This window comes from Bartonella senegalensis OS02, assembly GCF_000312545.1.
In the GTDB taxonomy this organism is placed as follows: domain Bacteria; phylum Pseudomonadota; class Alphaproteobacteria; order Rhizobiales; family Rhizobiaceae; genus Bartonella; species Bartonella senegalensis.
The window spans coordinates 83,127-110,090 of the sequence record NZ_HE997543.1 but is presented as its reverse complement, the minus strand read 5'-3'; the positions used below and the strand labels follow the sequence as shown (position 1 = coordinate 110,090).

At 41.2% G+C, this 26,964-nt stretch carries 20 protein-coding genes and 3 pseudogenes; 4 read left to right on the top strand and 19 right to left on the bottom strand.

Translation table 11 applies throughout. The features are described 5' to 3' along the window. The 19 genes and pseudogenes from BN200_RS09425 to BN200_RS07320 form a co-directional block, all read right to left on the bottom strand. Nucleotides 1–671 (bottom strand): annotated as a pseudogene (locus tag BN200_RS09425) (BID domain-containing T4SS effector); the annotation flags it as partial. A gap of 328 nt (nucleotides 672–999) precedes the next feature. Next, nucleotides 1,000–2,442: a BID domain-containing T4SS effector gene (locus BN200_RS07415; protein ID WP_019221922.1), complete on the bottom strand. Its 1,443-nt coding sequence runs from the start codon at nucleotides 2,440–2,442 to the stop codon at nucleotides 1,000–1,002. A gap of 328 nt (nucleotides 2,443–2,770) precedes the next feature. Continuing rightward, entirely contained in the window at nucleotides 2,771–3,967 is a 1,197-nt protein-coding gene (locus tag BN200_RS07410) for a BID domain-containing T4SS effector (protein ID WP_019221921.1), read from the bottom strand. Between the two features lie 490 nt (nucleotides 3,968–4,457). Beyond that, nucleotides 4,458–6,056 carry a BID domain-containing T4SS effector gene (locus BN200_RS07405; protein ID WP_019221920.1) on the bottom strand — a complete coding sequence of 533 codons (1,599 nt, stop codon included), beginning with the start codon at nucleotides 6,054–6,056 and terminating at the stop codon, nucleotides 4,458–4,460. 1,117 nt (nucleotides 6,057–7,173) lie between these two features. Further along, the gene (locus BN200_RS07390) at nucleotides 7,174–8,805 is read right to left on the bottom strand and encodes a BID domain-containing T4SS effector (protein ID WP_019221917.1); all 1,632 of its coding nucleotides are present in this window, start codon (nucleotides 8,803–8,805) and stop codon (nucleotides 7,174–7,176) included. 18 nt (nucleotides 8,806–8,823) lie between these two features. Then, entirely contained in the window at nucleotides 8,824–9,237 is a 414-nt protein-coding gene (locus BN200_RS07385) for a hypothetical protein (RefSeq protein WP_019221916.1), read from the bottom strand. 104 nt (nucleotides 9,238–9,341) lie between these two features. Further along, complete coding sequence (traG, locus tag BN200_RS07380; protein ID WP_019221915.1) at nucleotides 9,342–11,261, bottom strand: Ti-type conjugative transfer system protein TraG; 1,920 nt, start codon at nucleotides 11,259–11,261, stop codon at nucleotides 9,342–9,344. A gap of 164 nt (nucleotides 11,262–11,425) precedes the next feature. Continuing rightward, entirely contained in the window at nucleotides 11,426–13,060 is a 1,635-nt protein-coding gene (locus BN200_RS07375; RefSeq protein ID WP_019221913.1) for a BID domain-containing T4SS effector, read from the bottom strand. Nucleotides 13,061–13,070: 10 nt separating this feature from the next. Next, nucleotides 13,071–13,277 carry an antitoxin VbhA family protein gene (locus BN200_RS07370; protein WP_019221912.1) on the bottom strand — a complete coding sequence of 69 codons (207 nt, stop codon included), beginning with the start codon at nucleotides 13,275–13,277 and terminating at the stop codon, nucleotides 13,071–13,073. A gap of 68 nt (nucleotides 13,278–13,345) precedes the next feature. Next, nucleotides 13,346–14,416 (bottom strand): P-type DNA transfer ATPase VirB11, encoded by a 1,071-nt coding sequence (gene virB11 / locus BN200_RS07365; protein ID WP_019221911.1) that lies wholly within the window; start codon nucleotides 14,414–14,416, stop codon nucleotides 13,346–13,348. After that, nucleotides 14,413–15,573: a type IV secretion system protein VirB10 gene (gene virB10, locus BN200_RS07360; RefSeq protein WP_019221910.1), complete on the bottom strand. Its 1,161-nt coding sequence runs from the start codon at nucleotides 15,571–15,573 to the stop codon at nucleotides 14,413–14,415. The genes virB11 and virB10 overlap by 4 nt, the downstream gene beginning before the upstream one ends. Beyond that, nucleotides 15,566–16,432: a P-type conjugative transfer protein VirB9 gene (virB9, locus tag BN200_RS07355; RefSeq protein ID WP_019221909.1), complete on the bottom strand. Its 867-nt coding sequence runs from the start codon at nucleotides 16,430–16,432 to the stop codon at nucleotides 15,566–15,568. Before virB9 ends, virB10 begins: the two co-directional genes overlap by 8 nt. Further along, the gene (gene virB8, locus BN200_RS07350) at nucleotides 16,429–17,133 is read right to left on the bottom strand and encodes a type IV secretion system protein VirB8 (RefSeq protein ID WP_195886769.1); all 705 of its coding nucleotides are present in this window, start codon (nucleotides 17,131–17,133) and stop codon (nucleotides 16,429–16,431) included. The genes virB9 and virB8 overlap by 4 nt, the downstream gene beginning before the upstream one ends. After that, nucleotides 17,087–17,401, bottom strand: a complete 315-nt coding sequence (locus BN200_RS07345) for a hypothetical protein (protein ID WP_019221907.1) — start codon at nucleotides 17,399–17,401, stop codon at nucleotides 17,087–17,089. Before BN200_RS07345 ends, virB8 begins: the two co-directional genes overlap by 47 nt. Nucleotides 17,402–17,627: 226 nt before the next feature. Further along, a complete protein-coding gene (gene virB6 / locus BN200_RS07340) occupies nucleotides 17,628–18,593 on the bottom strand; it encodes a type IV secretion system protein VirB6 (RefSeq protein ID WP_019221906.1) in 966 nt (321 codons plus the stop codon). Then, a complete protein-coding gene (locus BN200_RS07335; protein ID WP_019221905.1) occupies nucleotides 18,580–19,029 on the bottom strand; it encodes a type IV secretion system protein in 450 nt (149 codons plus the stop codon). The genes virB6 and BN200_RS07335 overlap by 14 nt, the downstream gene beginning before the upstream one ends. Next, nucleotides 19,026–21,381: pseudogene (locus tag BN200_RS07330) on the bottom strand (VirB4 family type IV secretion/conjugal transfer ATPase). Before BN200_RS07330 ends, BN200_RS07335 begins: the two are co-directional and overlap by 4 nt. Nucleotides 21,382–21,386: 5 nt before the next feature. Continuing rightward, nucleotides 21,387–21,698 (bottom strand): VirB3 family type IV secretion system protein, encoded by a 312-nt coding sequence (locus tag BN200_RS07325; RefSeq protein WP_019221904.1) that lies wholly within the window; start codon nucleotides 21,696–21,698, stop codon nucleotides 21,387–21,389. After that, nucleotides 21,699–22,019, bottom strand: coding sequence for a TrbC/VirB2 family protein (locus BN200_RS07320; RefSeq protein ID WP_019221903.1), 321 nt, complete (start codon nucleotides 22,017–22,019; stop codon nucleotides 21,699–21,701). It abuts the gene before it with no gap. Between the two features lie 367 nt (nucleotides 22,020–22,386). Here BN200_RS07320 and BN200_RS07315 point away from each other — a divergent pair, with 367 nt between their 5' ends. From BN200_RS07315 to BN200_RS07295, 4 genes and pseudogenes are all read left to right on the top strand, one after another. Further along, nucleotides 22,387–23,130, top strand: a complete 744-nt coding sequence (locus BN200_RS07315) for a thermonuclease family protein (protein ID WP_019221902.1) — start codon at nucleotides 22,387–22,389, stop codon at nucleotides 23,128–23,130. 176 nt (nucleotides 23,131–23,306) lie between these two features. Next, a pseudogene (locus BN200_RS08905) lies at nucleotides 23,307–23,508 on the top strand (bifunctional riboflavin kinase/FAD synthetase); the annotation flags it as partial. 1,561 nt (nucleotides 23,509–25,069) lie between these two features. Next, entirely contained in the window at nucleotides 25,070–25,915 is an 846-nt protein-coding gene (locus BN200_RS07300; protein ID WP_019221899.1) for a TIGR01459 family HAD-type hydrolase, read from the top strand. Further along, the gene (locus BN200_RS07295) at nucleotides 25,915–26,916 is read left to right on the top strand and encodes a bifunctional riboflavin kinase/FAD synthetase (RefSeq protein WP_019221898.1); all 1,002 of its coding nucleotides are present in this window, start codon (nucleotides 25,915–25,917) and stop codon (nucleotides 26,914–26,916) included. Before BN200_RS07300 ends, BN200_RS07295 begins: the two co-directional genes overlap by 1 nt. Nucleotides 26,917–26,964 lie beyond the last annotated feature (48 nt).

The window sequence follows — 26,964 nt, the reverse complement described above, 5'->3', positions numbered from 1 at the left end:
TTTCGTTTGTGAGAAGTTGGTGTTGCGTAGAGGTGATCACTGTCTTGGCTTGATGTGCTGCTTGGTGTCTTTTCTCTTGTGGGCTTCCGTTTGTGCGAGGCTGCTGTTGCGTAGAGGTGTTTGCTGTCTTGGAGCCCTGGTTTGTTGAGCTCTTTGTCTTTCATGCGCGGTGGTCTTTGTGGAGGGGTACGAACTGGTTGTTGTGGGGCAGATGGTGTGTATGGAGGAGGGCTGTCTTGGGGCGCTGGTTTGTTGAGTTCTCTTTCTTTTGCACGCGGTGGTCTTTGTGGGGGGATGCGAACTGGTTGTTGTGGAGGAGGTGGTGTGTAGAGAGGAGCTTGTGATGAGCTTGGGGGCGGCGTTACCGCAGATTGCTGTTTAGGGCTTTTTGGCAATTGTTCAGGATTTTTTGGGGGGGAAGGTTGTCTTTTTTCTCCTAGAGAACCACTCCTTGCGGCGAGAGATTCTTGAGAAGTTGTTCCTGGAGAAGGTTGTTCATAGCGCTTTTTTAATTCTTCTAGCTTTGAGGAGGGATGTCTTTTTTCTTTTGGAGATCCGACTTTAGAGAGTGCGGAGGGAGGAGAGGTTTCTGAGCCTGGCTGTTGTTCATAGCGCTTTCTTAATTCTTTCACTGAAGGAGATGAGGAAGAGTGTGGTTGATTTTTTTTCATGCATGTTTCCTTTCAAGATTTTAATTTGCTTTTAGAAAACCTCTTTGGCGCACTCTCCACCTTTTATGTTTTGACAGTTTTTTTCAAAGAAGGATGCACATTTGAATGACCTCAAAGGATTTTGTGTTCTTGTTCAGAGTGTAATCAGTATTTGCCTTTGTAATTTTATGCGTTATTTAGGTTAAGTAACCGGGGCTGTTTGATGAAATATCTACCCCGTACACCAAAAATAACAACCCTTGGCGCAATCGGTAACAACTGGCGCCAAGAGATAAGATTAACACATCAGACCCAAACGATCTGATGAAGCAGCAAAATGGATGCACGCCTAGCTGGCGAAAGCCATTGCTTTTGCACCTCCAACTTTGCGTGGTGGAACTTCCGGCCTTTGCTGGTGTGCTTGCCTGGAGGTTTCCGCACTGTGATGATGTGCTTGATGCCCATGCTGTTTAGCATGTGATAAGGCTTTGTCCTTTTGCAATCCTTGCTTCACTCCAACAGCTTGTTCTTGACGGTTTCGTCTTGTTTGAGCCTGATGATCCCGTGCAATGCTTGCCTTTACTTGTTGTACAGTATCAGCATAATTTTCAACGGCAGTACACAGATGTTCAAGACCTGCTTCAGCATGTTTGCGTGTACCGTTTTTTAAGCCACATGCGCTAATTCCCGCAAGCTTATGAATAGATTGAGGGTGTGCTGCAAGTTGCGATGAGAGCTCTGCTCCTTGAGAGGGTTTTTGGAGGATATCCTGCATTTTTTCCTTCAAAACACCTGAATTGCCAAAAACAATTCCACACCAATAGTCAACTTGTGCTTGATATCTTTGTACTGATGAATGCTCTTGTACCATACCAAGAAGCTCTTGATTTGAGAGAGGTTGTCTCTCCCTTTCAGGTTGGTGCGAATGTTGCAAGCTTTCGGTTCTTTGTTCACTGGGTTGTTCATAGCGTCTTGCTTCTGCGTGGGGAACATGTGTAATGTTTTCTCGTGCTTGTGTTACAGCATCTGCATAACCATCAAGGGCTTGACATAGGTACTGAAAACCTTCTTCAGCTTGTCTGCGTGCACCTGTTTTAAAGCCACACATGTTGCGACCCGCAAGCCTATGAACAGAGTGAGGGTGTTCTGCAACTTGCCGTGAGAGTTGTTCTCCCAACCCCGGTTTTTGGAGAACCTCTTGCATTTTTTCGTTCAAAACACCTGAATTGCCATAAACAATTCCACACCAATGTGTCACTTCTTGTTGATAGGCTTGGACCAATGGGCTTGCTTGCATCATGCTCACAATTTCTTCTCTTGTTAGAGACGGCTTTGTGCTTTGCGGAGCAACTGCCGCGTAAATGGTTTCGCTTGCCTGCTCCCTTGCCCTGTGTTTTCCTTGGGAAGGTTTGTGGGTGACATCTGCGTAGAGCACTTCTGGTTGTGTTGCACCTTGTGAAGCGACTGTCGCGTAGATGGTTTCGCTTGCCTGATTCTTTCTAGGGTGTTTATATGGTCTATTGCCAAAATCAAGCGATGCGTATACGACTTCTGCCCCTTGGGATGGCTGTTTGTTTAGTTCTTTGTCTCTTGCGCGTGGTGGTCTTTGTGGAGAACGTGGGTTGCGCAGAGGCGCTTGTGGAACGCCTTGTTCTGGTTTTTTCGCTGGCTGCGGTGGTTTTTTATTCACCATCGCGTAGAGGGCTTCTGGTGAAGGTGTTCTTGCCTGTGCATGTTCCCTTTCGTTTTCTGTAGAACGGGGTGTCGGAGGGGGTGGCTGATTTCTTTTCATACATGCTTCCTTTCAAGCTTTTTGTTTTTAGAAAAACTCTTTGGCGCATTCTCCACCTTTACGCTTTTATAGCTTTTATACAAAAGGAGGAAGGCGATTTGAATGACTTCCAAAGATCCTCCGCTATTTGCAGTTCCTATAATCGATATTTATGTCTTTTATACAGTTTTTTTGTGAAATTTTATCAATAAGTTACATAAAAATCCTGAAGCTCTTTTGAGGAATATTTTTTGTCATATTTCATAACAATTCTTGGCGCAAATCATATTGTTTTGACCGCGCCAAGAAATCAGTTGAAGATTAAAGATATCTGTTTTTTTATGTATACTTACATCGCAAAGGCTCTTCCTTGTTTTTCTTGACTGCCTCTGCGTTGTGCTTGCCGCTCTGGAGAACCGCCTTCTCTCTCTTGTGAGTGATGACGATGATGATGCCTGTGCCCATGTCTTTCTGGGCTTTCACGGCTTTTGTCTTTTTCCAGATTACGGGTAAAACGCTTATGTAGCTTTTGTGTAACATTTACATGTTTTTCAAAAGCAGAACAAAGGTGCTTAAACTCTTCTTCAGCTTCTCTGCGGCTTGGGCTTTTTACGCCAAGGACTTTTTGACCGGCAAGTTTACCACCCGTTTCAGGATTTGCAGCAAGATCCCAGAGGATTGTATCTGCGCCTTGAGGATTATCAAGAACTTTAGCAAGTTGACCATTCAAAGCATGCCGGTTACCATAAACAGTGACGCAGCGCTCTTGCACTTCCATTAAACTATATTGGAAGTCTGGGTCTTTTAAAAGACTTGAAGTAATCTCATCCTTCGGGGTTCTTGGAGGGGTGGGTGTCCTTCCTGAGCCAACGCCTTCGTAGAGGGGATTTTCTAATTTTTGAGGGTCTGGTCCACCCTCTGCACCCATGCCAACTGTTGCGTAGACAGACTCTACGGGTTTATGAGGAGAGCGCCGATCATCTGGACCAAATTCAAGCTCTGCATAGAGGTGTTCTGGTTTTTGGGGAGGTGGTCCACCCTGTGCACCCATGCCAGCTGTTGCATAGACAGACTCTACGGGTTTTGAGGGGGAGCGCCGATCATCTGGACCAAATTCAAGCTCTGCATAGAGGTGTTCTGGTTTTTGAGGAGGGCGCCCGGCACCACCGCCAACTCCTTCATAGAGGGGATTTTCTAGGCGTTGAGCGTCTGGTCCCGTATGTGGGGCCAGCATATCAGTTACTGCATAGGGGTCGACTAGTCTTTTTGCACGTTGCCCATTACTCGGCGCCCCCGCACGAGGTCTGTCATAGGGATTTCCTATAGGACGTTGGGGTGCATAGATAGTTTCTGGTTGGTCTTGGGGGGGATAGTGTTGGGGTGCATAGACAGTTTCTCCTGATGCTTCCTGTTGCTGTCCTTTTTTTGGTTTATTTACCTTTGCATAGAGTGGTTCTGGTGATGGTGGGGGTGAAGGCGCTCTTGCCTGTTCTCTTTCTTTTTCGGTAGAAGAGGGTTTCGGAGGGGAGGGTTGATGTTTTTTCATAGACGGTTCCTTTCAAGCTTTTTGTTTCCAGAAAAGCTCTTTGGTGCACTCTCCACCTCTATGTTTTCATAGCTTTTACACAAAGGAGGATGGCGACTTGAATGACTTCCAAAGATCCTCCGCTATTCGCGTTTACTGTAAGCGACATTTGTGTCTTTTATACAGTTTTTTTATGAAATTTTATCAATAGGTTATATAAAACTCCCCAAGCTCTTTTGAGGAATATATTTTGTCACATTTTGTAACATCTTTTCCTGCTATTCCTGTAATCTTTACAAAATGATTTGCACCAAGAGAGAAAAAGAAAAGTTACAGCTCTTCTTCCTGTGTTGCTGTTAACAGTTTTTGCTGCGCTGCCCACCAATTTTTTTTGGGGGGGGGGAGCGCAGCTGGTCTTATGACACTGCTTGAATTTATTTTACGCTTTGCGTCTTCTCTTTGCTGTTTTATTTGCTAATGTGTTCGGCAAAGTTACAGATATCTCCCGCTTTTAGTTGGTCATCGCCCTTGCTGAAGAGCGACTGATTTTGAGAGTGCGCATCTGACATTGTGCTTCTTTGGTTTGTTTTACAGCTTTAGTAATTTCTTTTGCTTTGCTTTCCGATACACCAAGCATGCAAGAAAGTCTCAGACAATTGTCTTCTTGTATGGCTCTCTGCTCCTCTGAGGAGAGACGAGTTTGTAGTTGGTGGGCAAAAAGATGGAGTTGTTTTTGCAGTGCAGGAGAATGAGACAGGGTTTCTCTTTGTTGTTCTGGTGAGAGGCTAAAAAGGTTTTGCAAATCTCTCCCTGGTTTTTCGACAGAGCGGGCTGTGCGTCTTTGTTCTCTTTGGTGCTGCTCTAAGAAGCTCTCCATTGTATATTGGACCATATCTGCATAACTTTTAAGAGTTTCACAAAGCTGTGGAACAGCCTCTTCGGCACGCCTGCGATCTGGGCTTCTTATACCCAATACCTTTCTCCCCGCAAGCTTGCAAAGTGATTTAGGATTTTGAGCAATTTGATCAGCAAATTCTGAGCCTAAGCTTGGATCTATATTGACCATGTCTACTATTTCGCTTAATGCGCTTGACTTGCCATAAACACGTTTTGATAAATTCTCAACGGCATGGCGGTATGATTCAACACCGCAATTATTTGTGAGCCTTTCGGCAAGTTGTTCATTGGTGAGAGGGGGTATGGTCTCTTTAGGGATCAGGATTTCTTTCAGACTGAAAACATTGCTTTTCTCAAAAAGGAGGGGGTCACCATTCTGTAATGTTTTGACTTGTTCTGGCGTAAGATCATCTTTATGTCCAACAACAAAGCCATCTTCTAGCTCCATGACAAAACCTTCTGCGGAACACCCTTTATAGATGCCATCATAGCGTACACCTTCTTTGGCTGCGACAACAACATGTTCGTTGATTTCCTCAAGTCCACTATTTCTCATTTGAGAGATGAATTCCTTTAAAAGAAGGGATTTTTGCGGATGAGTGATATCCTCAAAAAGATCTTTCATGAGTTGTATATTGCCATGTTGCATTGCGGCAATACTGGCTTTAGTGAGGCGTTCTTTTGTGATAACAGAAAAGTCAATGTTATAGCCTGCTGCTTGTCCAAGTTTTTCCATAAACATTCTTTGCGTGCGCCCATTGCCTTTTCTGAAAGGATGGGCGTGGTCGAGAACCATAAAAACTTCTGCGGCATTTTCAGCAAACTCTTGGCGTGATAAGCCTTGTAAATTATTTTTTGCGTTAAGTTTTTGCTCTAATTGTTTTAGCTCTCTTTTAATCTGTGAACCAACGGCAAAGGGAACCTCGTAACCTTTGGGGCGCATAGCTGGCATACGCGCGCTGCTGCCATCTGCAAATGTAAAGGTCTCATCACGGGTATAACCAGCCCATTCAAAACTCTTATGAAAAAGGCTCCAATGGATTTTTTTCAAATAAGCGAGATCAAATTTTTGTGGGAGTGATTCAAGGCGAAAATTTATAGCCTCTCTGGTTGCATCATGGGCACAGCGTTCATAAAGCCTTTGCGGGTCTTTTATGCCATATTTATTTTTGAGTGTTTTGCTATTTTTATATAGATAATTATGCTCTAACATATGTTCTCTCCTTAGAGGGGTAGGTGGTTCATGAGACTGTTAAAACTTTCATGTGTAAAATCCCCCCTTCGCGTGTTTTTTGAGATTTTGAGCATTTTTTTCAGGAAGCGTTCTTCTCTGACGAACATGAAGACTGAGGGTGAGGACATGTGTGCTGGAGGCTGTAGTAACCCTTTTACAGTGCTTTTTAACTTTTTTGACATAAAAGCTGCAAAATAGTCTGTCCTCGTTGTTTTCATGCAGATTTCTTTCCTTTTTTATGTTGTCGAAGGCTTTTTTCTCTGTATTTCCCCTTTGTTTATCATTGTCATAAATGATAATTTTTCCTAGCCTTCCCAGTCTTTAATAAAGTTGTTTTCACGTTTTCATAAAGCCCGCTTTCTGGATGTTTAAAGAAAGGGCTTTCAAATGTGGACATGATGCGTATCATTGCTCTTGACTGCTTGCAGGTTTAAGAAGCTCTTTCTCTCTTTAATAAAGAGTGTTGGCTGTTAGTAAGCCCATGCAAAACAGCATTGCTTGAAGGCCTTTTTCTACCCTATTTTTCTTGTTGGATTATGCGGAAATTCCTTATTTATGTGCTTTTATGAAATACAATCTTTGCTTTTATCCTTTGATGTTGTTGTTCTTGTTGTGATGCATGGTCTCCATAAGAAGATAGTTTTTAGTTTTTCTGTGCTTTGGGGACAAAACGGTTCTTTTCGCTAGCCGCTAACATTTCTTTCCTTTTAAAATAGATCGTGCGACCATATCGTAAAGGGGGATGTGCTTACATGAGAATAATTTATTCATTTTGGCGCATCTTTCGGGGAGGGGGGTAAAATGAGCGCCCTTTTAAAATATTCCTATAACTTTGAAATATTTATATAACCATGAAGGTCCACGTCATCTTAAGATAAAAAAACACGCTTTTTGTCGTTTCTCGTTTCCGTCAGCTGTCATCTTGGCGTTTAAAAAGATGCCCATAATCACCCATTCAATGACTCTGGATATGTTGTATAGGCTCTTTGCAAAATTGGTAAGGTGCTTTAAGTGCTCTATTCTTTCATGGGTGTGGGAATATTAAAACATTTTTTCACCATGGGTTTTTAGATTAAGCAACAAAGATTCATATTTTTTAGCTGGCAATAGCAAGCGTATTTGAGCGAGTGACTGCTTGTGTGTAGGCTTGTTTATGGGCTTCTCTAGCCTTTTGAACAGTATTGGTAATTTCTCGTGCTCTCTGTTCTGATACACCAATATTTTGAGCAAGTGTTTCATAGTCTTTATTTCTGATCGCACTCCACTCGTTTGATGAGAGACGATACTCTACACAGTATATAAAAGTGCGAAGCTCTTTGTACAATTGAGGAGATTGAGACAAGATTTCTCTTTGTTGTTCCGGTGGTAAGGCAAAAAGATTTTGCAAGTCTTGACTGGGCTTTTCTACTGTTTTTCCAAGGCGTTCTTGTTCAACTTGATGTTTTTGAGTGATTGCATGATGCGCATTTTCTACAATATATGCATAATTCGAAACTGCATCAGCGAGCGCACCGAGATGATTTCGAGCGTTTGCACGTGCTGGATTTTGTATACCGCATAAACTGAAACCTGCAAGAGGAGAAAGAGAGTGCGGTGCTTGTCTAATCTGATCGGTCAGCTGTTGGCCTAATTGTGGATTTTGAGTAATCTCGTTTATCTGTTCATTTAATGTGTTTGCATCGCCATAAACAGTCTTTGAGTGTTGTCGGACTTCCTTTTGAGCAGCGAGGACATGGCTATTTTGCGCAACCATTCTGGCACATTCACTTTTTGTGAGAGGCGCTAATGTCTCTTTTGGAATGAGCACATTTTCAAGCCCTTTGCTGGGGGGGGTAAAGGTAATTGTATCACCAGGCTTTAATGATTTTAATCGTTCTGGTGTGAGATCATCTTTGTTGCCGATGACATAACTCCCTTGCATATCGAGCACAAAACATTCTGCATAACAACCTTGATAGGTTCCCATGTAGGTTTCTCCCGCCTTTGCTGCCATAACAAGGCGATCGTTCACGTCGTGTCCTGTATTGTTGATGGTGTCCATAAATTCTTTTAAAAGACGTCTTTTTGTTGGATTGGAGATATCTTCAAAAAGATCTCTCATCAGTTGTGTATCGCTATATTCTATTGCTTCGCTACAGGCTGCCATCATGCGTTGTTGTGTGGCAAGCGAAAAGTCAAGCTGATGTCCGGCGGCTTTGGCCAGACTTTCAAAAAAGAATTGTTCGGCATGTTCATTACCATCTATGAATGGGTGGATTTTGTGGAGAGAGGTAAATAAGGGCACTGCTTCTGTGATAAACTCTTCACGCGTTAGGCCTTGCAAATTGTCTTTGTCAGTAAGCTCTTGATCTAATTTTTGTAAAAGTTCGGGAATGTCTTCACTTTTTGCAAAATCTTTGCCCCATTCTGCTCTTTTCATTTCTGGCATGGCGGCAACGCTCCCGTCTGCAAAGGTGAAGGGAGTGTGGCGGAAATTTCCTGCCCATTCAAAGGTATTTTTAAACAATTGTTGGTGGATATGGGACAGATAAGCGGAATCAAAATATTCTGGTAGGGATTCTGCACGCAGATTGATCGCTGCTTGTTCCCTATCATAGGAGCATTTTTCCAGAAAGACTTTTAAATCTGTTTCTCCATATTGATTTTTGAGTATTTGGGTACCAGGATAGATATAATTATGGGGAGAAGCGGTGGAGATATTTTTTGCTTTCGCTTTTGCTTTTGGCATTGTTAACTCCTTATCATGTCACACTGTCCATGAGAGTGTTAAATTCTTCTCATGAAATATTTCCCCTCGCATATTCTTTTGAGATTTCAAGCCTTGAGCGAGGGAAGAGAGATCCCTCAAATTCATGGTGTTTTTGCTTGTAGCAATCCTTCTCTTGGTGCTATTTTCTTTTCTTAAGAGAGAAAGATCGGTCTTTGTTGTTTTTATGAATGGGGTCTTTTTCTTTTTTGTGAAAGATTTTTCTAGGCGATTTTCCTGTAAAACAGCTTTCTGCAAAAGTTTCTTGAGAGGTATCTCAAGACAGAGAGAGGGTTGGTCTGTATTGTTTGGTGATAAGGAGAGCGCTTTATAAAAAGTGCTGGCATTGGTCAGTCGGTGTAAAATAGCACTGCTCAAAGGTCTTTTTTCACTCTGTTTTTTTTGTTGGGTCATGTGAAAAATCCTTTTTAAGACGCTTTTGTAAAATAGCACTCTCTGCTTTTTAGTGTATACTGTTCTTCTTGTTTTGAGGCTGGAAAGCCTTTAGAAGCGTGTTTTTAGCCTTTTTTTGCTTGTGGGGCAAAGCGGTTTTTTTCAGAAGCCGCTAACATCTCTTTCCTTCTAAAATAGATCGCGCGACCACATCGTAAAGGGGGGTGTCCTTGCATCAGAATAATTTGTTCATCTTGGCGCATCTCCTGAATAATTTCATGGGGTAAAATGAGCGCTCTTTGTTGATAATTGATGTTTTGAGAGCCTTTTGTTAAAGACAAACCCCTCGATTTGCTTGTTCCAGTTACTTCAATGGTCATTTGACCACAGCGCTCTGAAATATCTTTGGCTGTTTGGAGATCTTTAATGGCGGCATAACTGACAAAAGAGCAACTTTCAAACCATGAACGTGCTCCGGCTTCTCCGAAGTGATTGACCAACTGGCCAGAGGATTGATAAAAAAGCATTAAGGATGTGCCATATTTACGCCCACGATCTCGTGCTTCTTCTAAAATATTCATATAACCAAGAAGATCTACTTCGTCCAAGACAAACAAAACACGCTTTTTATATTTTCCATCTGCTGTAACCATCGCATTTAAAAAAGCGCCAATGATTACCCTCCCAATCGCTGGATAACTGTTTAAAATGCTGGCGGGAAGATTCAGAAAAACATCTGTCTTCCCGTTTGCAATATCTGAGGATGAAAAATCATCCCCACAAACAAGATCAGCGTAATTGGACAAAGAAAGCCATTGGGTGTCTTTGGAGGCAGTGGTATAGACCCCTGAAAAGGTTTGATCTGCCATTTCTGTGAAAATACCAACCATTTCACGAATAAAAGGAGACGGTGTTGTTTCTTGAATCATGCGCAATTGATTGACAACCGCTGTTTCTGACTGAGAGAGGATCGCGCGTAATGTTTTGAGAGTACGCTCACTGTCTTCATATTCATCAGAGAAGATCACATGTGCAAGAAGTGCTGTTAAAAGATTATGCGCTTGTGTTGAAAAATATTCTGCTGAAGAATTCTCTGATTTTTTCTCTGAGAGAAGCAGTTTGGAAAAACTCACAATATTAGCTTCACGCTTTGTGCGTGGTACGCTCTCATCTAAAAGCCAATCGAGCACATTAAAATTTTTTGTTAAGAGCGAATTAGGATCGAGAATAATAACATTTCTATTGCCCATTTTTTTGCGCGCAAACCTGACCATGGGGGCAATTTCTGTTGAGGGATCAAGACAAACAATGGGACCTGTATAGGTTAGACAAGTCGGAACCACTGTACTTGTTGTTTTATATCCACCGGAACCGGCAAAAAAAATCATGTGGGTTGAACCAAAATCAAGATTAAAAGTCAGCAAAGGTGCCGTTCCACCTTTGCCCCATGTTGTTTTATTGCCTGGTGCAAAAGGAATATTGCGAACATTATCTTGATCAACACGGTATCTTTCGCCAACAACAATTTGTCCATTGGAGGGAAAGATTTTTGCTGCTTCTTTTAAATTCATCCATGCAGCATCACCGAAAATTCCCTTTTTTGCACGCTTAACATTGCTGGTGCGGGGAGAGGAGATTATGACTTGGATTGCTAAAAAAACAAAACCCAAAATGACACCAAAGACAACCATCGGATCCATGAACTTTAAAGCATAGCCCCACGTTATTCCCTGTTGACCAACATAGGGATTTAAGCGTTTTATTTCACCGCCAATATGGTAAAAAGCAGTGATGCAAAAAAAGACAGTTGAAACACGTGTGATCGCTTTGCGAAGGTGCAGCTTTTGCGAGAGAGTATAAAATAAGGAGACAGCAGCAACCAGCAGCAACGTTAATAAAGGCTGTGAACGAACATACCAATAAACTTGGTTAGCTTTCAGATCATTTATCACAAATGCCAACAGATGAGGGACCAAAAATATCGTTAAAGCACCTAAAGCGATGGGCATAAAAATCAGCGCTAGTTGCGTTTTTGTATATTTCATCATGTCTTACTTTCGGTTTTATCGCGATATGTCAAAAATGCTGCCTTTTCAAATCGGTGATAGAGGGCTGAAAGCCCATTTTTATGGGAGGGAATCGCCAAAATCCCTCTCCATGAACATTCAAAGGGAAGGTACAAAAACTTGCACTTTTGAGCAAACTCTCTTCAGCTCGCCATGGCGAGCGCTTTTGAGCGACTCATTGTGCGTGTTTGCGATTGTTGTTGTACTTCTTGAGCTTTCGTAACAGTTTTTGTAATTTCCTTTGCTTTGTTTTCTGAGATACCAAGACTTTTCGCGAGCTCCTCATGATTATTTTCTCTCATTGCTCTGTGCTCACTTGAGGAGAGGCGACTATTAACTTTTTGTACAAAACTCATGAGCTCTTTTTGAAGTACAGGAGAGTCCTGTAAGGCTTTTTGCTGCATCTCTTGTGGGGCGGAAAGCAGATCTCGCAAGCTTTGACTTGGCATGGGGACCTCGCGTCCACAACGGCTTTGTTCTGCTTGATGTTCTTTGGTGATTTCTTGTCTGGCATGCTCTACTGCATGGGTGAAATTTGCAACGGCGCACCCGAGACGTATAATATTCTCTTCAGCTTCTCCTCGTGCTCGGCTTTTAAAACAAATCACGTCAAAACCTGCCAGGCTATGAACAGAGGAAGGTGATTTTTCAATCTTTTCAGCGAGCAGCATCCCCTTGTTTGGATATTTAATAATCTCTATCATCTCTTTATTTAAAACACTTGAACTGCCATAAACAGTTTTTGATAGCTTGAAAATCTGGTCTCGACATTTGTGGACAAGAGCATCTTCTGCGACCATTTCAGCCATTTCAAGTTTTGTTAAAGGTGCTAATGTCTCTTTTGGGATGAGCGTTTTTTCAAGATCTTCGGCTTTGGGAGCTGTAAAGGTAATTTTATCACCAGGTTTTAATGTTTTGAGTTGTTCTGGTGGGAGGTGGTCTTTGTTGCCGATAACGTAAGCCCCTTTGACATTGAATGCAAAACCCTCAAAACCAGCACCTCTATAGGTGCCCGTGTAAGTTTCACCTTCCTTTACAACCATAACAGGACGATCACTCACATTGCGTCCAGCACTTTTCATGTTGTCCATAAATTCCCTTAAAAGACGAATTTTTTCTGGATGAGAGATATCTTCAAACAAATGTTGCATAGGTTCTAGGTCACCCTTTTCTGCTACTGCAACACTGGCAACCATCATGCGCTCTTTTGTAACAAGTGAGAAGTCAAGCTGATGGCCCGCAGCACAAGCAAGCTTTTCAAGAAAGACTCGTTGTGTGCGTCCATTGCCTTCTCTGAATGGGTGGATATCGTTGAGAGCGTTAAATATTTCTAGTGCTTGAGAGTTAAATTCTTCGCGCGTTAAACCTCGCAAATTGTTTTTTTCGGCAAGTCTTTGCTCTAATCTTTGTAAGCCTTCTTGCACCTCATTACCGATTGCAAAAGGATTGTTCCAACCCGTTCTTTTCATTTCCGGCATGGCGGCTGTGGTGCCATCTGCAAATGTGAAAGGGGTGTGGCGGAGTTGTCCAGCCCATTCAAAGGTATTTTTAAACAACTCGTGATGAATATGGCGTAGATAGTCGATGTCAAAAAATTCTGGCAGGGGTTCTCCACGCAGACGGTTCATTGCTTCGTCTGTATCATGCGAGCATCTCTTCAGAAAGGTATCTAAGTCCTTTATTCCATATTTATTTTTGAGTGTTTTGGTTTTAGGATAGACATAATGATGGGAGGAAACAGTTTGTGTATTTTTTGTTTTTGCTTTTGCCTTTGGCATAACGACCTCCTTATAATTTAGCGTTGTCCATAAGCGTGTTAAATTCCTCTAGTGAAGTATTCCCCCTCGCATATCCTTCTAAAATTCTGAGCGTTTTGGGATGAAGCGTTATACCTTCAAGCGCATGGGTGCTGATTACTGCATCAGCCGCTTCACGGCGCTTTTTCAATTCTTCCGGCGTGATCGACAAAAGATTCTCTTTTACCTGCGTTGTCATTTATTTCTCCTTTTCTGCTTTTCAAGAGTTGCCTTAAAAAAGCCTTTTAGAGCAGGGGATGTTTTCTTTTAATTTCCACCAAAGATGTTTCGCTGTTTCAAAGGATCATAGTAAATTTCTGTGACCTTAAATTTTCCTTCAATCCGTTTACATTGAATGATGATGTCAATCATTGAAATCAACAATCCTCGAATATCATCACGCTCTAAGTCTCCTCCACCCTCACTTTCTTTTACCAAAAGGGTCATTTGCTCAAAGGCAGCAAGTGCTGTTGAGGCATGAACCGTGGTAATCGAACCTGGGTGTCCTGAATTGACATTGCGGATATAATAAAAGGCTGTACCATCTCGCAGCTCTTGTAAGAGAATGCGGTCAGGACGCATGCGTAAAGCAGATTCAAGCAGTTCTTTTGGACCAACAGAGGCTAAACCCTGACCATCTTTTGAATAGATCATAGAGACATAATTAGGCTGTGGGACAACCAATTCTGGTGTATCTTCAATGGTGATAATACGCTCATCATCAGGAATTTTGGCGATTAATGCCTTTGACAGTGTTGTTTTACCAGAGCCAGTTTTTCCGGCAATCAAAATATTTTTTTGGCATTTTACAGCCTGATTTAAAAAGGAGACAAAATCTTTTTGCGCATAAGCACTGACTAAATCATGATCAATGTGTTTGAGTTCACTCATGCGTGGGAGATAATCATTCAAAGGCGTGAAAGAAACTTGTTCACATACCGAAAAGAGCCCTTTATTTGCCAGATCTTCAAGGGAAAAACTGCGCGATGAGGGTTTGCGAATTGTCATACTGATGGTATTTTTTTCTACTGCAGGGGGAATGACAATTTGAATACGCTCATTGCCCGGCAAAGTCGCCGATAATATTGGATTCTTGTCCGATATATTTTGCTTCGAATAAGAAGCAACAACTTTAGCAATTCCCATAAGCTCATTAAATGACAGAGTTGGTGCTTCTATGGTTTTCCATCCCTCAACACCTTCTGTCATCACTTGATAGGGACGATTGATAACAATTTCAAAAAGACTCTCATCTTTTAGAAAGACACTGATCGGTTCCAGTTTGGTTAAAACAATCGCGATGGTTTCATCACTCAATGTGTGCAAGTTTTGGTTCATTGCAAAATCACCGCAGAATTTTTATAAAAGTTTCTTGAAAGAGCTCGATTGACAATCTGTTTTTTATTTTCAATCACTTTCAATTTATAAACACTGGAAAAATCTAAATCGCGGGCGACAAAAACATTGACCATTTCCCCTTGGTTTTTGGTTAGAGTAGGGGGAATATTGGCGTAATTTTCTACGGCAATATTTGCAATATTTTGTCCCGAAGAAATTGTTTCAGAGCTGTTCTTATCTTGGCTTTTTGGCAAGTAGCTTTTCGCATAGTTTGTTGCATCTCTAACAATCGATACAAGAAGTGCAGAGCCAATCCTTTCTAACCAGTGGTTATCAATATCTCCATCCATGCCAGAACGTCCTAAAGCATCCGTTGCTGGTGATGCTAAGGTGATAATGACACCATTTGGTGTTTTGGCTCTATTCCATAGGACAAAGAGACGCCTTTGTCCTTTTTTTAATCCAGCCCGATATTCCCCAACAATTTGGGTGCCCTTATCAAGAAGAACAACGCGACCATTATCAGACAAAATATCTCTAGAAACAATACAGCTGGCAAATCCTTGTTGGTCACTACTGATCGCTGTCTCTAAGATACAGGGAATGGAAGAACCCATCGCGATGATATAGTTTCGATTGCCAAGTGTTGCAGCACGAATACCTTCCAAGGTCGTTGGCTTGAGAAGATGATTAAAGCGTTGTGCTGTTTCATCAGGCTTGGCTTCAGGTTGGTTCGCCATGACATCTTTATTTTGTTCTGCACTGCCTTGGCTCTTTTGTGTGTTGGCATAGGCTAGGACAGGGGCACGTTGTGCTGCTTCTAAAAGTGAATCATCGGAACTGCTTTGGTTTTTTTGCGGCGTTGGTAGTTCAACCTTGGGCAACAGAACGTTATTTTTGTCTATCGTTGGCTCTAGGGATACAGGTTTGGGTGGGGCGGGGCGGAAAAGCTCCGTTTGCTTAATAATCCCTTCTTTTTGAACTTCAACCGGTTGTTGCTTCTCTGTGAAAAGCGTTGAATACGCTAAATAAAGACAAACACCAAAAAGAATAACAAGAGCAGCCGCTTTACTTGTATTGGGACGTTGTCTTTTTCCGTGACCGTCTTTTATCGTATCGCGATCATTCAGGTTGTTTTCATCCATTTCGTCATTCATAACCGTTTCCTATGTTCACTTTACGTTGTACAGATGGTGATGTCGTACCGGTTTCAGGGTTGATCCCTTCAGGCACAAATCTTTTATTGAAGATACACAGCACGTCATTCCCGCGGCGCAAAGTAAACTGCGCCGCTGTGGCATGAACAATGACTTTATTTCCTTTAATCGTTTTGGGAACGAGAGATTCTTGTCCATCCAATGAGACAAGATAAATGGCAGGGATTTCGGTATTGCCTAAAAATGTAAAGGTTGTTGTTTTTCCGTTATCATAGACAGTAGCAGGTTCAATGAGAGGAGAGCCTTGCGCTTCATAAGCCCAATTGCGTGGTCCAAAATCTTCATGGGTGTTGAAAATATCATTGACAAAGTTTTCTTCCCGTTGTGCCGCTTTTGCTGCTTCGGCTAATTTCTTACGCAAGGCTTCATCTTCTGGATAACGAAACTTTACCAGGAAATATGTATCATTGCCGGCGGAAACATCCCCTTCACGCACTTGTAGTTCAAATTGATAAGAGCGTTTTGTACCATCTAGGCGGCTTGTCACAATTTGTAAATTGGTGAGAGGTTGAACTTCACGCGGTTTTAAAAAGACAAAGTGGCCAGCGGGTGCAACTTGCCAAGCAACGGAATTGCCAATCCCTACATAGGTTACTTCTTCATCATCAGCAAATTCAAGTTGAACAGAAGAGCGAATGGAGCCAATGATTTTTGTCACATTATATGGATCATAATTGACAAATCTGATGCGATTATCTTTGCGTGCACTCACAGGTGCTGTTTCAGCAAATGAGGGGGGCGTGTAGCAGCTTATTGCGGCCATGAAGGCTAAAAAGAGTGTTTTGGAAATCCTCATCATTGTATCACCTCTGGATCAGATCTATATTCTGACACTTGAAAGCCAAGCGGGTTAATTAATCGGTCCTGTGTTGAAATTTGTGCATTAATGTAGGAAAAGTTTAAAATCGAAACCCAATGGGAAATATTTTCTTTGCCATTAAATTCTCTGACCGTTTTATAATAACGAACTTGAATAAGATCTTTGCTTAAAAAAGAGATTGACTTGATTGTGACTGTCGCGATCATGTTTTGGTAGATATTTTGCGGACTTTCTGGATTGTTGCCTGCATACCATCTGGCAAAACGACCTTGCTCTTCTGGAGAAGATAAAAGAGAGATTAAACGAAAATTGTGTTCTGCTTCTGATAATTGAAAACCTTCACGGGCACGAACATATTTGCTGGCAAAATAGCGTGTTATTGCTTCATCATAGTCGTTTGGCGTTTCTTTTAAGGCACTTACAGTCTCAATAATGCCCGTTGAATTATCAACGCGGATCACAAAGGGCTCTACTGTTTTTAAAGGTGTTAGTGCTGCTACAGCTAAAGCTAAGGCAATTGTCATTAATCCAAAAAGCACCGTCAAAGCTATGGCAATTCTCATACGTTGCCGCATGCCATGCATGCGATCAATATCAAAAGAACGCGCTTCTTTTATATATTCATTCAATTCATCAATTTTCACGTGCGACCTCCAAAGGGTTCTCAGAAAGAGTTTCACGGGTTATGGAATTGAATGAAGCTTCCTTTAGCGTTACATTCGCTGTTGCTTTTTCGCTTTCTAGAGTATTGAGGATGATGGGTGTCCTTACAGGCTTTACAGTCTTTTCTTGTAGGATAAGATTTTTATTGTCCCAATCCCATTTGTCTCTATTTAAAGCGCGGGTAACTTTGCCATTACAGCGTGGTGGTTTTTTGGGGCCACTCAGAGAGGCGCAGCCGGTAAGGGCGATCATCAGGATCATAACAAAAGCTATTTTTCGTTTCATTTTTTAAACTCACACATACTTTCAAATATAACACATGAACCCATGAGGGAGGGCATGGGGTCTCTTGCTTTGAAGACATTTCATAAACTCCCGCGCTGAAACATTCTGATTGGCCTTGTAAAGGAGGCGATATCAACTGTTCCATGCCACATGTACAGGATGTGCGCGCTGTTAGCGCACATTCTGGGAAGTTAAGAACTAGGGTTCTTTGAGGAGGTTTTTGTTCTTAAAATCGACCACGGCCATTGCCTCCGACTTTTGCAGCTTTGGCTGCCGCTCCTGCTGCACCAGAAAGTGTTGATGTTGCACTTTTCGCTGCGTTTCTGCCCGTTTTAGCGCCGCTGGAAAGCATTGTGAAAATCTGCCCTCCTGAAGATATACCGGCATTAAAGTACGGACCTCCACTGGAGAGTGCAGAGGCAATGCCAGGAAGCGCACGGAAAAGAATAGCACCTACGATGGAGATAACGACGACAGGTGGGAACAGAAAATAGATTGACTCATATGTTCCATTGAGAACATAGAGAATAATTTTGCACATAATTGTTCCAAGCATGATTACCAAAACTTGCAAAATGGTAAAATTAACCAGCGTCGTAATCCAAGCATCGCTAAATTTTCTGGTTGCATTAAACAAATAGAGGCTAATGAAAAGAGGGCCAAGACCTATAATCATCACCAGTGCAACCTGTGCAAACATTTGCACGATAAAACCACCTATACAAAAGACAATAACCGCCATAATCATTAAAGATCCAAGAAGACCAACCATGATCTTTTCAAGAAACCAAGCCGCTGCCAAAACCTCTTGATAGCGGGCACTCGTCTTTAACAGAATATAATCAAAAACATTAGCGCTAGAGGGGTTGCTGTTGAGGGCATTTCCAATAGCATTTGCTAAATCGCCAAAGAAAATATCTTTGACGTAGGTATTAAATGTATTCGCATTGGTTGCCATTGTCGTCACAACAACAATTTTTACAACATTGTTGAGAAGACTATGCATCGAAAGGGCAACCCGACCGGTCATAACATTATAACCATACAGAAAAATAAAAATAATTGAGGCAAGATTTAACGGAGCTGAAATAGCAGAAGACAAACCACTTACTGTTGTATCCATCACCTTGTTGAGTGGTTCTAAAATATATTGAGAAATGCTCTCAAATGGGGAAAAACTAAAGTCGGACATCAGATTTTTCAAGCTTTTCTTTTAATTTTTCTTCAATCTTTTTATGGTTTTGCTGTGTTTGTTCTTCACGCAGTTCTTCTTTTGTTTTCGTATCTTTTGCTTGAATCATAGCAAGAGACTGCATTTTTAAACTATCCGCTTGCAGCTGTGCTTGAAGAAGACTAAGCTCGACTTGAAGAGCCTGCAATTCTTCGGGTTTTGTCTTTTGATCTGTTTTCGCTTTTTCAAGCTTCTCTTTTAATTCCTGAATTTTTTTTGTAGTTTCTGTTGCAGATTTATAAATAGATTCTGCTGTTTCTGATTTTGCAGCGTCTAATTTTTGCGTGTTTTCTAACGCTTGTTTATAATATTCATCAGTAATAAGGGATGCTGTTTGTGCTTTTGCATGAGAGATGCAAAATAAAGATAACAATGTGATTAGGCTATATTTTTTCATTGATTTTCTCTCCTTTGATGAAATATAGGCAACCATATGTCCGGGTTTGCGCCATATTCGCTGATAATTTGGTTCACCAGTTCAATATTCTTTGTCGTGCCACTTAAGACGGCGATTTCGTCATTCATTCCACGTAAGTTAAGTTCTGCAACAACGGAATTTTGTCCCTGTTTGATGAGAAAACGACGCGATTCTCGGCTTAATTCTGATTGGATGAGTTCAAATTCTCGTTCAGTGAGTTTGAAATCTTCAACGTAATCTTTGTAATTTGCTTTTTGATTGGGAAAAAATATTTGGGTAGGGCATTGTTCAATAATGGTGTGGGCAATTGTTGAATTTAAAGCATCTTTTGGACTTTGCGTTGCAAAGAGCATCATACCATTTTGTTTGCGGATTGTTTTCAGGCGGTCTTGGGCAAATGCTTTGAAGGAATCATCTTCAAGCGCTTTCCAGAATTCATCAATGACAATGATAATACGTCGCCCATCAATAAGATCGAGAATTCGGTTAAACAAATACATCATCAAGGGACGCCGAATTTCTTCATTGTCTAAGAAATCGGTCATGTCATAGCCAATAAATTGCGAGTCTAAATTGAGATCATCTTGATCGTTATCAAAAACCCAGCCTAAGTCATTGCCTTTGATCCAGCGTTGTAAGCGTATGGCAATGCCTTCTTTTGATGTGTTATCAAAAAACAATTGAAGGGCACCAAGAGAGCGCTGAGAATGGGGAAGATTTTCCAAGGCATCAATGGCTTTGGCAATATCTTGTCGCTCTTCTTCTGTCACTGTTTGTCCTTCAGCTGTCACCAGCTTTAAGACCCAATTGCGAAGAAAAACTTTGTTTTTTTCTGTGTATTCCATGCCCTTTAAGGGAGCAATGCCGGTCGGTTGCCCGTTTTTTAAAGGCTTATATTTTCCCCCACCAGCACGGACAAAAATCTCTGCACCCTGATCTTTGTCGAAAAAGACCATTGTTGGGTTATGTTTTTGCAGTTGTGCGAGAAGAAAATTCACAATTACCGTTTTTCCAGATCCCGATGGACCGCAAACAAAGGTATTGCCCAAATCCCCATAATGAAAATTAAAATAATAGGGCGAACCGGCTTGTGTTTTGAGTAAGGCTACAGCAGTTCCCCAGACATTGCCTTCCAGTTTACCAATCGGAAAGGAATGAAAGGGGGATAAAGCCGCAAAATTTCTGCTGGTAATGGCTCCTGATCGCGCACGATAACTAAAATTGCCAGGCAATTGCGCCCACCATGCTGCTTCCAATCCTAAATCTTCTCTTGCGATCACTGCTCCTCCATTGGTTAAGTGGGCGCGTGCTTTTGAAAGATATTCAGCCAAAGCCTTTGGGTGATCCGCAAAAACGGCTAGAGAAAGATGATGTTCGCCCAAAACAAAACGATTGGATTCTAAATCATCGAGTGCTTCATCAAGCGCTTCAATTTGTGAGCTCGCACGATCGGCCGCATTAATCATTTGATTTTGTTTGCGGCCCATAATGGCACTCGCCGCTGCTTTACTCTTAAAGACAAAGGATTGTGTGAGGATGAATTCAAATGGTGCTGTGAGTAAACCATCGGTCATCCCCGGGCGGGTTTTGGAGGGATATTCTTTCCAGCCAAACATGCCAACAAAGCGCTCATTGCTTTCATGGCGAATTTCAATCGTTTCTTTGCCAAAAATAACACGATCTGAGTAAATGGTTGAGGCAATGGTGCCAAATGTGAGAGGAATACGCTCCCGCCTTCCTCCTACCAACTGATGGAGAAATTCACTTTGTTCGGAAAACAAAATGCCTCCCTGTGCATAGATTGATAAAAGTCGTGCTCCATAGCTCTCCAATCCTTCTATAAGATCTTGGCTTAACTCTTCAATTTTACGAATGGCATCCTGATCGGGCTCAGATTGTGTTTTCTTCGCTTTTGCTAAACGTTGAAAAAAGGAAGCGAGCTGTTCTGTCTTATCTGATGCTGGGTTCCAAAGCAGTGAAACAAACAGATCATTTCTATACAACTCTTGCGAAACCATTTTCTTTTTGTATTTTTCATCTAATGTTGCGGCAAAAGAGGAAAAAAAATTGACTTTCTGGATAAATTGTTTCGCGTCGGCGGATGATGTGAGAATATAAAGCAACACGTTCATCGGCGATATTTTTCAACAATGTGTTTAACTGGTTATGAAGGGAATTTAACTGGTCGATATCTGCAGTGTCAAAATTTACACCGTCAATAGCCATCACAGTCATTAAGCAGCGGGAGCTTAATGCAATAATGTGTTGATTGACGTGGCGTATGTAAGGGATATAATCTTCAGGTAAAGATTCCCGTTTCATCATTGACATCTGTTTCACTTACTTAGTTCCTTATAGGTACGGATAAGGCGGAGTGGCGATGTTGAACCGCCCCCCCATCTACTCAGATTTTTTTGTTTGCCCCTGGTATTGAGCCAAGCAAATAATACGCGAAACTGGTTGTGGTCATGTTTTGTCACCTCACGCAAAACAAAGTGCAAACCAATGCCAAGCCCAATCATGGTAAAACCGCTGGTTAAAATAAAAAGAGTGGATGTCATGATAACATTGAGCGCCATCGCTTCCATCGTAACACCGGCAAACATGGCTGGTCTTGTGCAGGCAAGGAAAAGAGGATCTTCATTCATTTATGATGTACCCGTTAATTTACTAACCAGAGCGGATGCTCCAAAAACAATCCCAATGCCAATTAAACAGTAAGCTGCTTTGCGCAGATCAATAAAGCCGTACATCCAGCCAATACCCACAGCAGCAACACATATAATGGCAATCAGCCTTGCTGTACTCCCTGTCATCATCGTAACAATATTTTGTAAAACACTATCAATATTCCCCAGACCAGCGGCACCAGTCGTAGTAGAAGCAGCAGAAGGGTCTGACACAACGAGTGCTGTTAACAGCAGCATGATGGTGATAAAAATGATGTTCTTGGATATAATGTCTGTCATTTTACCTCTCTTTAAAAAGAATCTTTCTTACTCTTTTGAAATCCTTTTGCTTTTAAAGGACAAAAACCCCTCTGGTCTTAGACTGCACTTGCCTAAGTTCCCCTCGATTTTTCTGGTTTTCTTAAAAGTCTTGATCGTGGACTTTACTGACCATCAAAATTCTCTCTTCCAGAGAGTAGATTTTATAGTTGCGCTAATTTAATTTAGCAACTAATAGTTGTACTATTTTTATCAAAATGACAATATCTAAAATGTAAAAAAGAATATTTTCCTCGCAAAATGTGGTTAATGTGCAACACATCCTGCTTAGGATTTTCTCTTCGAGAGTAGGAATTTGTTCATAAAAATACGAAAGGGCAGTGAAACAATGAAGTTTTTGGGCGAATATGTTAAGCGAATGCGATTTAAATTAATTATCATTCTCTACATTGTGGGTTCTATAGTCTGGGGGGTAAGCCAATATAAAGATAAAATAGATTTCAGTTTTCTCATGCCATTGAAAATGCAAGAAATTCAAGATATTGTTGAGATGCATTGGGAAGAAAAAAAACCAACGGGATCTCTCCCCAAACAGCAATTCATAAAAAATGAACCGGTTTTTAATCTGCAAAAGAGTGTCTCACCAGACAATGCTGTGGTTTTTTATGGGAGAGCGTCGGTAACCAGTGGTGTTACATTTAAGTTGATTACTCCTGTGGCGCAATCTTGGCGTAAGCATATCACGCGTAATATTCACCTTTATGGTGTGGATACCTGTGCAACGCGTCAAAAAGCAAAATTAAATGATCAAGAATGGCCATGTGGTGCAGTTACAACAGCTTGGTTGGTTACCAAGACACTTGGTCAGGATTTATCCTGTAAACAGGCTGTTATGCGCAATGGTATTTCTTATGCGCAGTGTTTTGTTCAAGGGGTTGATTTAGCGGAAGCTGGTCTTGCAGAGGGGATGTTGGTGCTTTCAAAAGAGGATAAAAATCCTGCTCCAGCACATTATCGGAGTGTTGAAGACGCAGCGCGTAACAACAAGGTTGGTCTATGGTCAAGTGATTTTACCGAACCTTTACAGTGGCGGAAGGATCATGGAGCTTACAATCCATTTGCAAGCTTCTGATTGCTATTTGCGAATTTCTAATGGAGGTAACGGAGAGATTCACGCAATGTTTAGAGTGAAAAATTCCTCAATAAAATTGAAAGGAGCCAGAGGCATTTTACGGATATTTTTGCATAAAGGGGGACTCATTGTGCCACAAGCATTAGTGTGGACACTGCTAGTCATGTTTAGATTTTTTGCGTATTCAGGGTGGCGGAGAGCCTTCTTTTGGTTTGGCAGTGAGCGGTATTGGCACTTGGAAATTTTGATGGCATGCATTGTGGGCATCAGGTGGTTCTCGCCAAAGCGCTCAATTGAGCATGCATTAGCAATAAGCCAGCTGTTGTTTTAATTTTGGAGCCGCATCCAAGAAGTTTTTTGCAACGCTCAGCTTCCGTTTTAGTGCTTGACAGAGGTTCCTGAAAAAGCTGGAGATTTTTAAAAACCCTCGGCTTTGTAACATTATTTTTGAGAGTTCTCCAGTGGCTGCTCATGCAAGTTTGAGATCAAAGAGAGACATCTCTCAAGGCACCTGAGCCCATTTTACCGCTGCGCTCGTAAAGGGTATAACGATAACCATTGTGTTTCTCCATCCTTACGCTTATGAAGGAGCAAGCCGGAACCATCATACTTTTATGCCAGTCACCAATGTTGCGACAGCCCTTGGCACTTGAGACGGTTCATAAGAGGCATTTTTAGTCCTTATCTTTAACAATTTTTATTCATAGACTTATCTTAGTTGTACACGGACCCTAGTTGTAATGTGCAAGGAAATGATTTTGACTGATTTACTCTAAGAGGATTTAAAATGAGAGAATCCTAAAATATTTGCGACTCTTAATTTAAATTGAATAGTGATACATCCTCTTATAAATGAATGCCTTTAAATGAATGCTTTGCACAAAGGGCATGACGTCATAAAAGAAAAATTCATCATGTTCTTTTTATTGCTGAAGTGGTCAAGAGGGTCTTATTGTATCATACTGTTTTGTATATTGTAGTGTTTGTGGCTGAATGACTTTTTGTTTATGGAGATTTCAGTTAGGATTGCTCTCTTTTCATAGGATAGCTATTTTTCTGCTGATCTCTAATGTTTTGCTGTTTTTTTAGAGTCTGTCAAAAACAATAAACTCTCTAAGTTATCAATTTGAGGATTGTCCTGTGAAATCCTCAAGATCGGTTTGGTATTTATTGTTTGGACGTGTTGATTGGGTAGAACATGATTTTTAGTTCACATATTGGCTATGAATGTTAACGATTATTTTCTTTGAAAAATAGTGCGTCATTGATTTTATATTGCTTACACAACTTTGGTTGCAAAAAACTTTCGATATTGGTTCTTTTAAACCGTCGTTGATATTTTATCACTCATATCACGTTGCACACTCTTAAAATCCTCATAACGCCAAATCAGGGCAATGTTTTTTGTTGATGAAATGAGATTGCCTCTTTCTCAAACTGCTAAGAAATGCCCCATTTGATATGGCTTTAGATTAAAAATTGCTCGAATATCATCTCAGACGTGCTCTTTTAAGATTAAAAATCAATGTACCTTATAAGCAATGGTGCCTATTTCTTGTGCTGCTGTTTTGTTTTTCTCTCGGGAGGTGAAACTTTTTCTTTTTGCTGTTTTTCCATAAAAATATTTATTGGTGTGTTTTCAAAATAAGAACTTGAATGATTGAGATAATAAACTGTATCAATACAGCCGCTTTAAGAATTGAAGTTCTCATTATTGTAGATTTATTCGTTTTTGATAGGAAATATTTTAGAATTTCGTACAGTTATAATACAATAACTTATTTATTTTCTTTTGTCATTTCTCATGATCTATGCGAAGCGATGAAGGGAGAAAAGACAATGGTGAGAAAACAGATGACAGAAGAATACTCTTTCGGTAAGTCGTTTTAGAGTAAAAGACAGTTTGATAAAGGGCAAAAAAGATATAAATAGGTGCAACATGAATGAATTGACCCGTATTGATACTGTTATAGAAGATTATGATGCTGTTTTTTGTGATGTTTGGGGTGTTGTGCATAATGGTGTGCATGCGTTTGAACCAGCTTTGAAAGTGTTACACAAAATTCGACAGATGGGAAAAAATGTTATTTTTTTAACCAATTCACCCCGTCCACGTGAGGATGTCATTGATCAATTACAAAGTATGAATGTTCATAGCGATTATTATGATGCCATTATCACTTCAGGGGATGTGACCCGTGATCTTATTCGCACTGCACCGCGTAAAGTTTTTTTTATTGGTCAGCAACGTGATTTGATGTTGTTTGAAGGGTTAGAGTGTGAATTGGTTGAAGAATGGGAAGCGTCTGTGGTGGTTTGCAGTGGCTTTCTTGAGGGTCTTGATGAAAAACCTTCTGCTTATGAGGATATGTTTCATCGTATGCGGGCACGGAATTTGCCGTTTATTTGTGCTAATCCGGATGTCATTGTTCATTATGGAAATCAGCAGTTTTGGTGCGCTGGTGCTTTGGCGCGTCTTTACCAACAATTGGGGGGTGAAGTACGCATCGCCGGCAAACCCCATGCACCTATTTATGAGTGTGCTTTTGAAAAACTGCAAAACATTCGTGGAGTAGTCGAAAAAAGTCAAGTTCTTGCTATTGGTGATGGTCTTTTGACCGATGTTAAAGGTGCTGTTCATTTTGGTCTGGATGTGCTTTATATTATGGGGGGAGTTCATCGTTATGACTATGTGCAAAACGGTGTGGTGGATAAGCAAGCTTTGCATTCTTTTCTTGAACGTCATGGTTATAAACCACAAGCGGTAATGTGGGCACTGCAGTAATGTCTGATTTTTTGCGTCTTCAGGGGATTTCTGAGCTTCCTTTGGATTGGCGGGGAGGCGTGTTAGCACTTGGAAATTTTGATGGCGTGCATTGTGGGCATCAGGTGGTTCTCCAAAAAGCGCTCGATTTAGCACGAATCAGAAATAAGCCAGCTGTTGTTTTAACTTTTGAACCGCATCCAAGAAGTTTTTTTCAACACTCAGCTCCTGTTGATCGCTTGACAGAGGCTGCTGAAAAAGCTGAAATTTTTAAAATTCTCGGCTTTCATGGTGTGATTGAACAGCCATTTGATGCCCATTTTGCTGCTCTTTCAGCGGATGAATTTATCAAGGTCATTTTAAAAAAAGCTCTCAGTGTTTCGGTTGTTGTAACGGGTGAAAATTTCCAATTTGGTCATCAGAAAAGTGGAAATTCACATCTTCTTTATCAAAGGGGAGAAGAATGGGGATTTGAAGTTGTACAAATTCCGTGTCTTTCGAGTGCACAAGATTCACAATCATTGACCATTTCTTCTAGTTCTATTCGTAAACTTCTCTCACAGGCTCAAGTGGAAAAAGCAGCCCATTTGTTGGGCTATCATTATCGGGTGCGCTCAAATATTATCCAAGGTGAAAAACTTGGACGCCTTCTGGGGTTCCCTACTGCTAACCAGATGCTCCCTTCTCAAGCCAGTTTAGCGCATGGTGTTTATGCAGTACGATTACGTCGTGCTAACGGTGTTTTATATGATGGAGTTGCAAGTTTTGGTTGTCGTCCAACGGTTGTAGAAGATGCTGCTCCGCTTCTGGAAACCTATTTATTTGATTTTAGCGGTGACCTTTATGGAGAAAGCTGTAGCGTTTCTTTTTTACAGTTTTTACGAGGACAAGAAAAATTCGATGGGCTGGTGCCTTTAATTGCTCAAATGCATGATGACGCAAAAAAGGCAAAAGCTATTTTGGCAGCTGTACAGCCATTATCGCCGCTTGATCAATTGCTTACCTTTAAAAAGAAGACTTAAGTTGATCTGAAAAGGAGATAAGAGCGACAAAAATAGCGCTTAAACTGA

Excerpts from the sequence above, each read along its gene's own strand:
- BN200_RS07295 (WP_019221898.1), top strand. The coding sequence starts at position 25,915 with ATGTCTGATTTTTTGCGTCTTCAGGGGATTTCTGAGCTTCCTTTGGAT.
- BN200_RS07405 (WP_019221920.1), bottom strand. The coding sequence starts at position 6,056 with ATGTTAGAGCATAATTATCTATATAAAAATAGCAAAACACTCAAAAAT.
- BN200_RS07375 (WP_019221913.1), bottom strand. The coding sequence starts at position 13,060 with ATGCCAAAGGCAAAAGCAAAAACAAAAAATACACAAACTGTTTCCTCC.
- BN200_RS07390 (WP_019221917.1), bottom strand. The coding sequence starts at position 8,805 with ATGCCAAAAGCAAAAGCGAAAGCAAAAAATATCTCCACCGCTTCTCCC.
- BN200_RS07345 (WP_019221907.1), bottom strand. The coding sequence starts at position 17,401 with ATGAAACGAAAAATAGCTTTTGTTATGATCCTGATGATCGCCCTTACC.
- BN200_RS07335 (WP_019221905.1), bottom strand. The coding sequence starts at position 19,029 with ATGAAAAAATATAGCCTAATCACATTGTTATCTTTATTTTGCATCTCT.
- traG (WP_019221915.1), bottom strand. The coding sequence starts at position 11,261 with ATGAAATATACAAAAACGCAACTAGCGCTGATTTTTATGCCCATCGCT.
- BN200_RS07315 (WP_019221902.1), top strand. The coding sequence starts at position 22,387 with ATGAAGTTTTTGGGCGAATATGTTAAGCGAATGCGATTTAAATTAATT.
- BN200_RS07385 (WP_019221916.1), bottom strand. The coding sequence starts at position 9,237 with ATGACCCAACAAAAAAAACAGAGTGAAAAAAGACCTTTGAGCAGTGCT.
- virB10 (WP_019221910.1), bottom strand. The coding sequence starts at position 15,573 with ATGAATGACGAAATGGATGAAAACAACCTGAATGATCGCGATACGATA.
- virB6 (WP_019221906.1), bottom strand. The coding sequence starts at position 18,593 with ATGTCCGACTTTAGTTTTTCCCCATTTGAGAGCATTTCTCAATATATT.
- virB9 (WP_019221909.1), bottom strand. The coding sequence starts at position 16,432 with ATGATGAGGATTTCCAAAACACTCTTTTTAGCCTTCATGGCCGCAATA.
- BN200_RS07370 (WP_019221912.1), bottom strand. The coding sequence starts at position 13,277 with ATGACAACGCAGGTAAAAGAGAATCTTTTGTCGATCACGCCGGAAGAA.
- BN200_RS07300 (WP_019221899.1), top strand. The coding sequence starts at position 25,070 with ATGAATGAATTGACCCGTATTGATACTGTTATAGAAGATTATGATGCT.
- BN200_RS07415 (WP_019221922.1), bottom strand. The coding sequence starts at position 2,442 with ATGAAAAGAAATCAGCCACCCCCTCCGACACCCCGTTCTACAGAAAAC.
- BN200_RS07320 (WP_019221903.1), bottom strand. The coding sequence starts at position 22,019 with ATGACAGACATTATATCCAAGAACATCATTTTTATCACCATCATGCTG.
- BN200_RS07325 (WP_019221904.1), bottom strand. The coding sequence starts at position 21,698 with ATGAATGAAGATCCTCTTTTCCTTGCCTGCACAAGACCAGCCATGTTT.
- virB11 (WP_019221911.1), bottom strand. The coding sequence starts at position 14,416 with ATGAACCAAAACTTGCACACATTGAGTGATGAAACCATCGCGATTGTT.
- BN200_RS07410 (WP_019221921.1), bottom strand. The coding sequence starts at position 3,967 with ATGAAAAAACATCAACCCTCCCCTCCGAAACCCTCTTCTACCGAAAAA.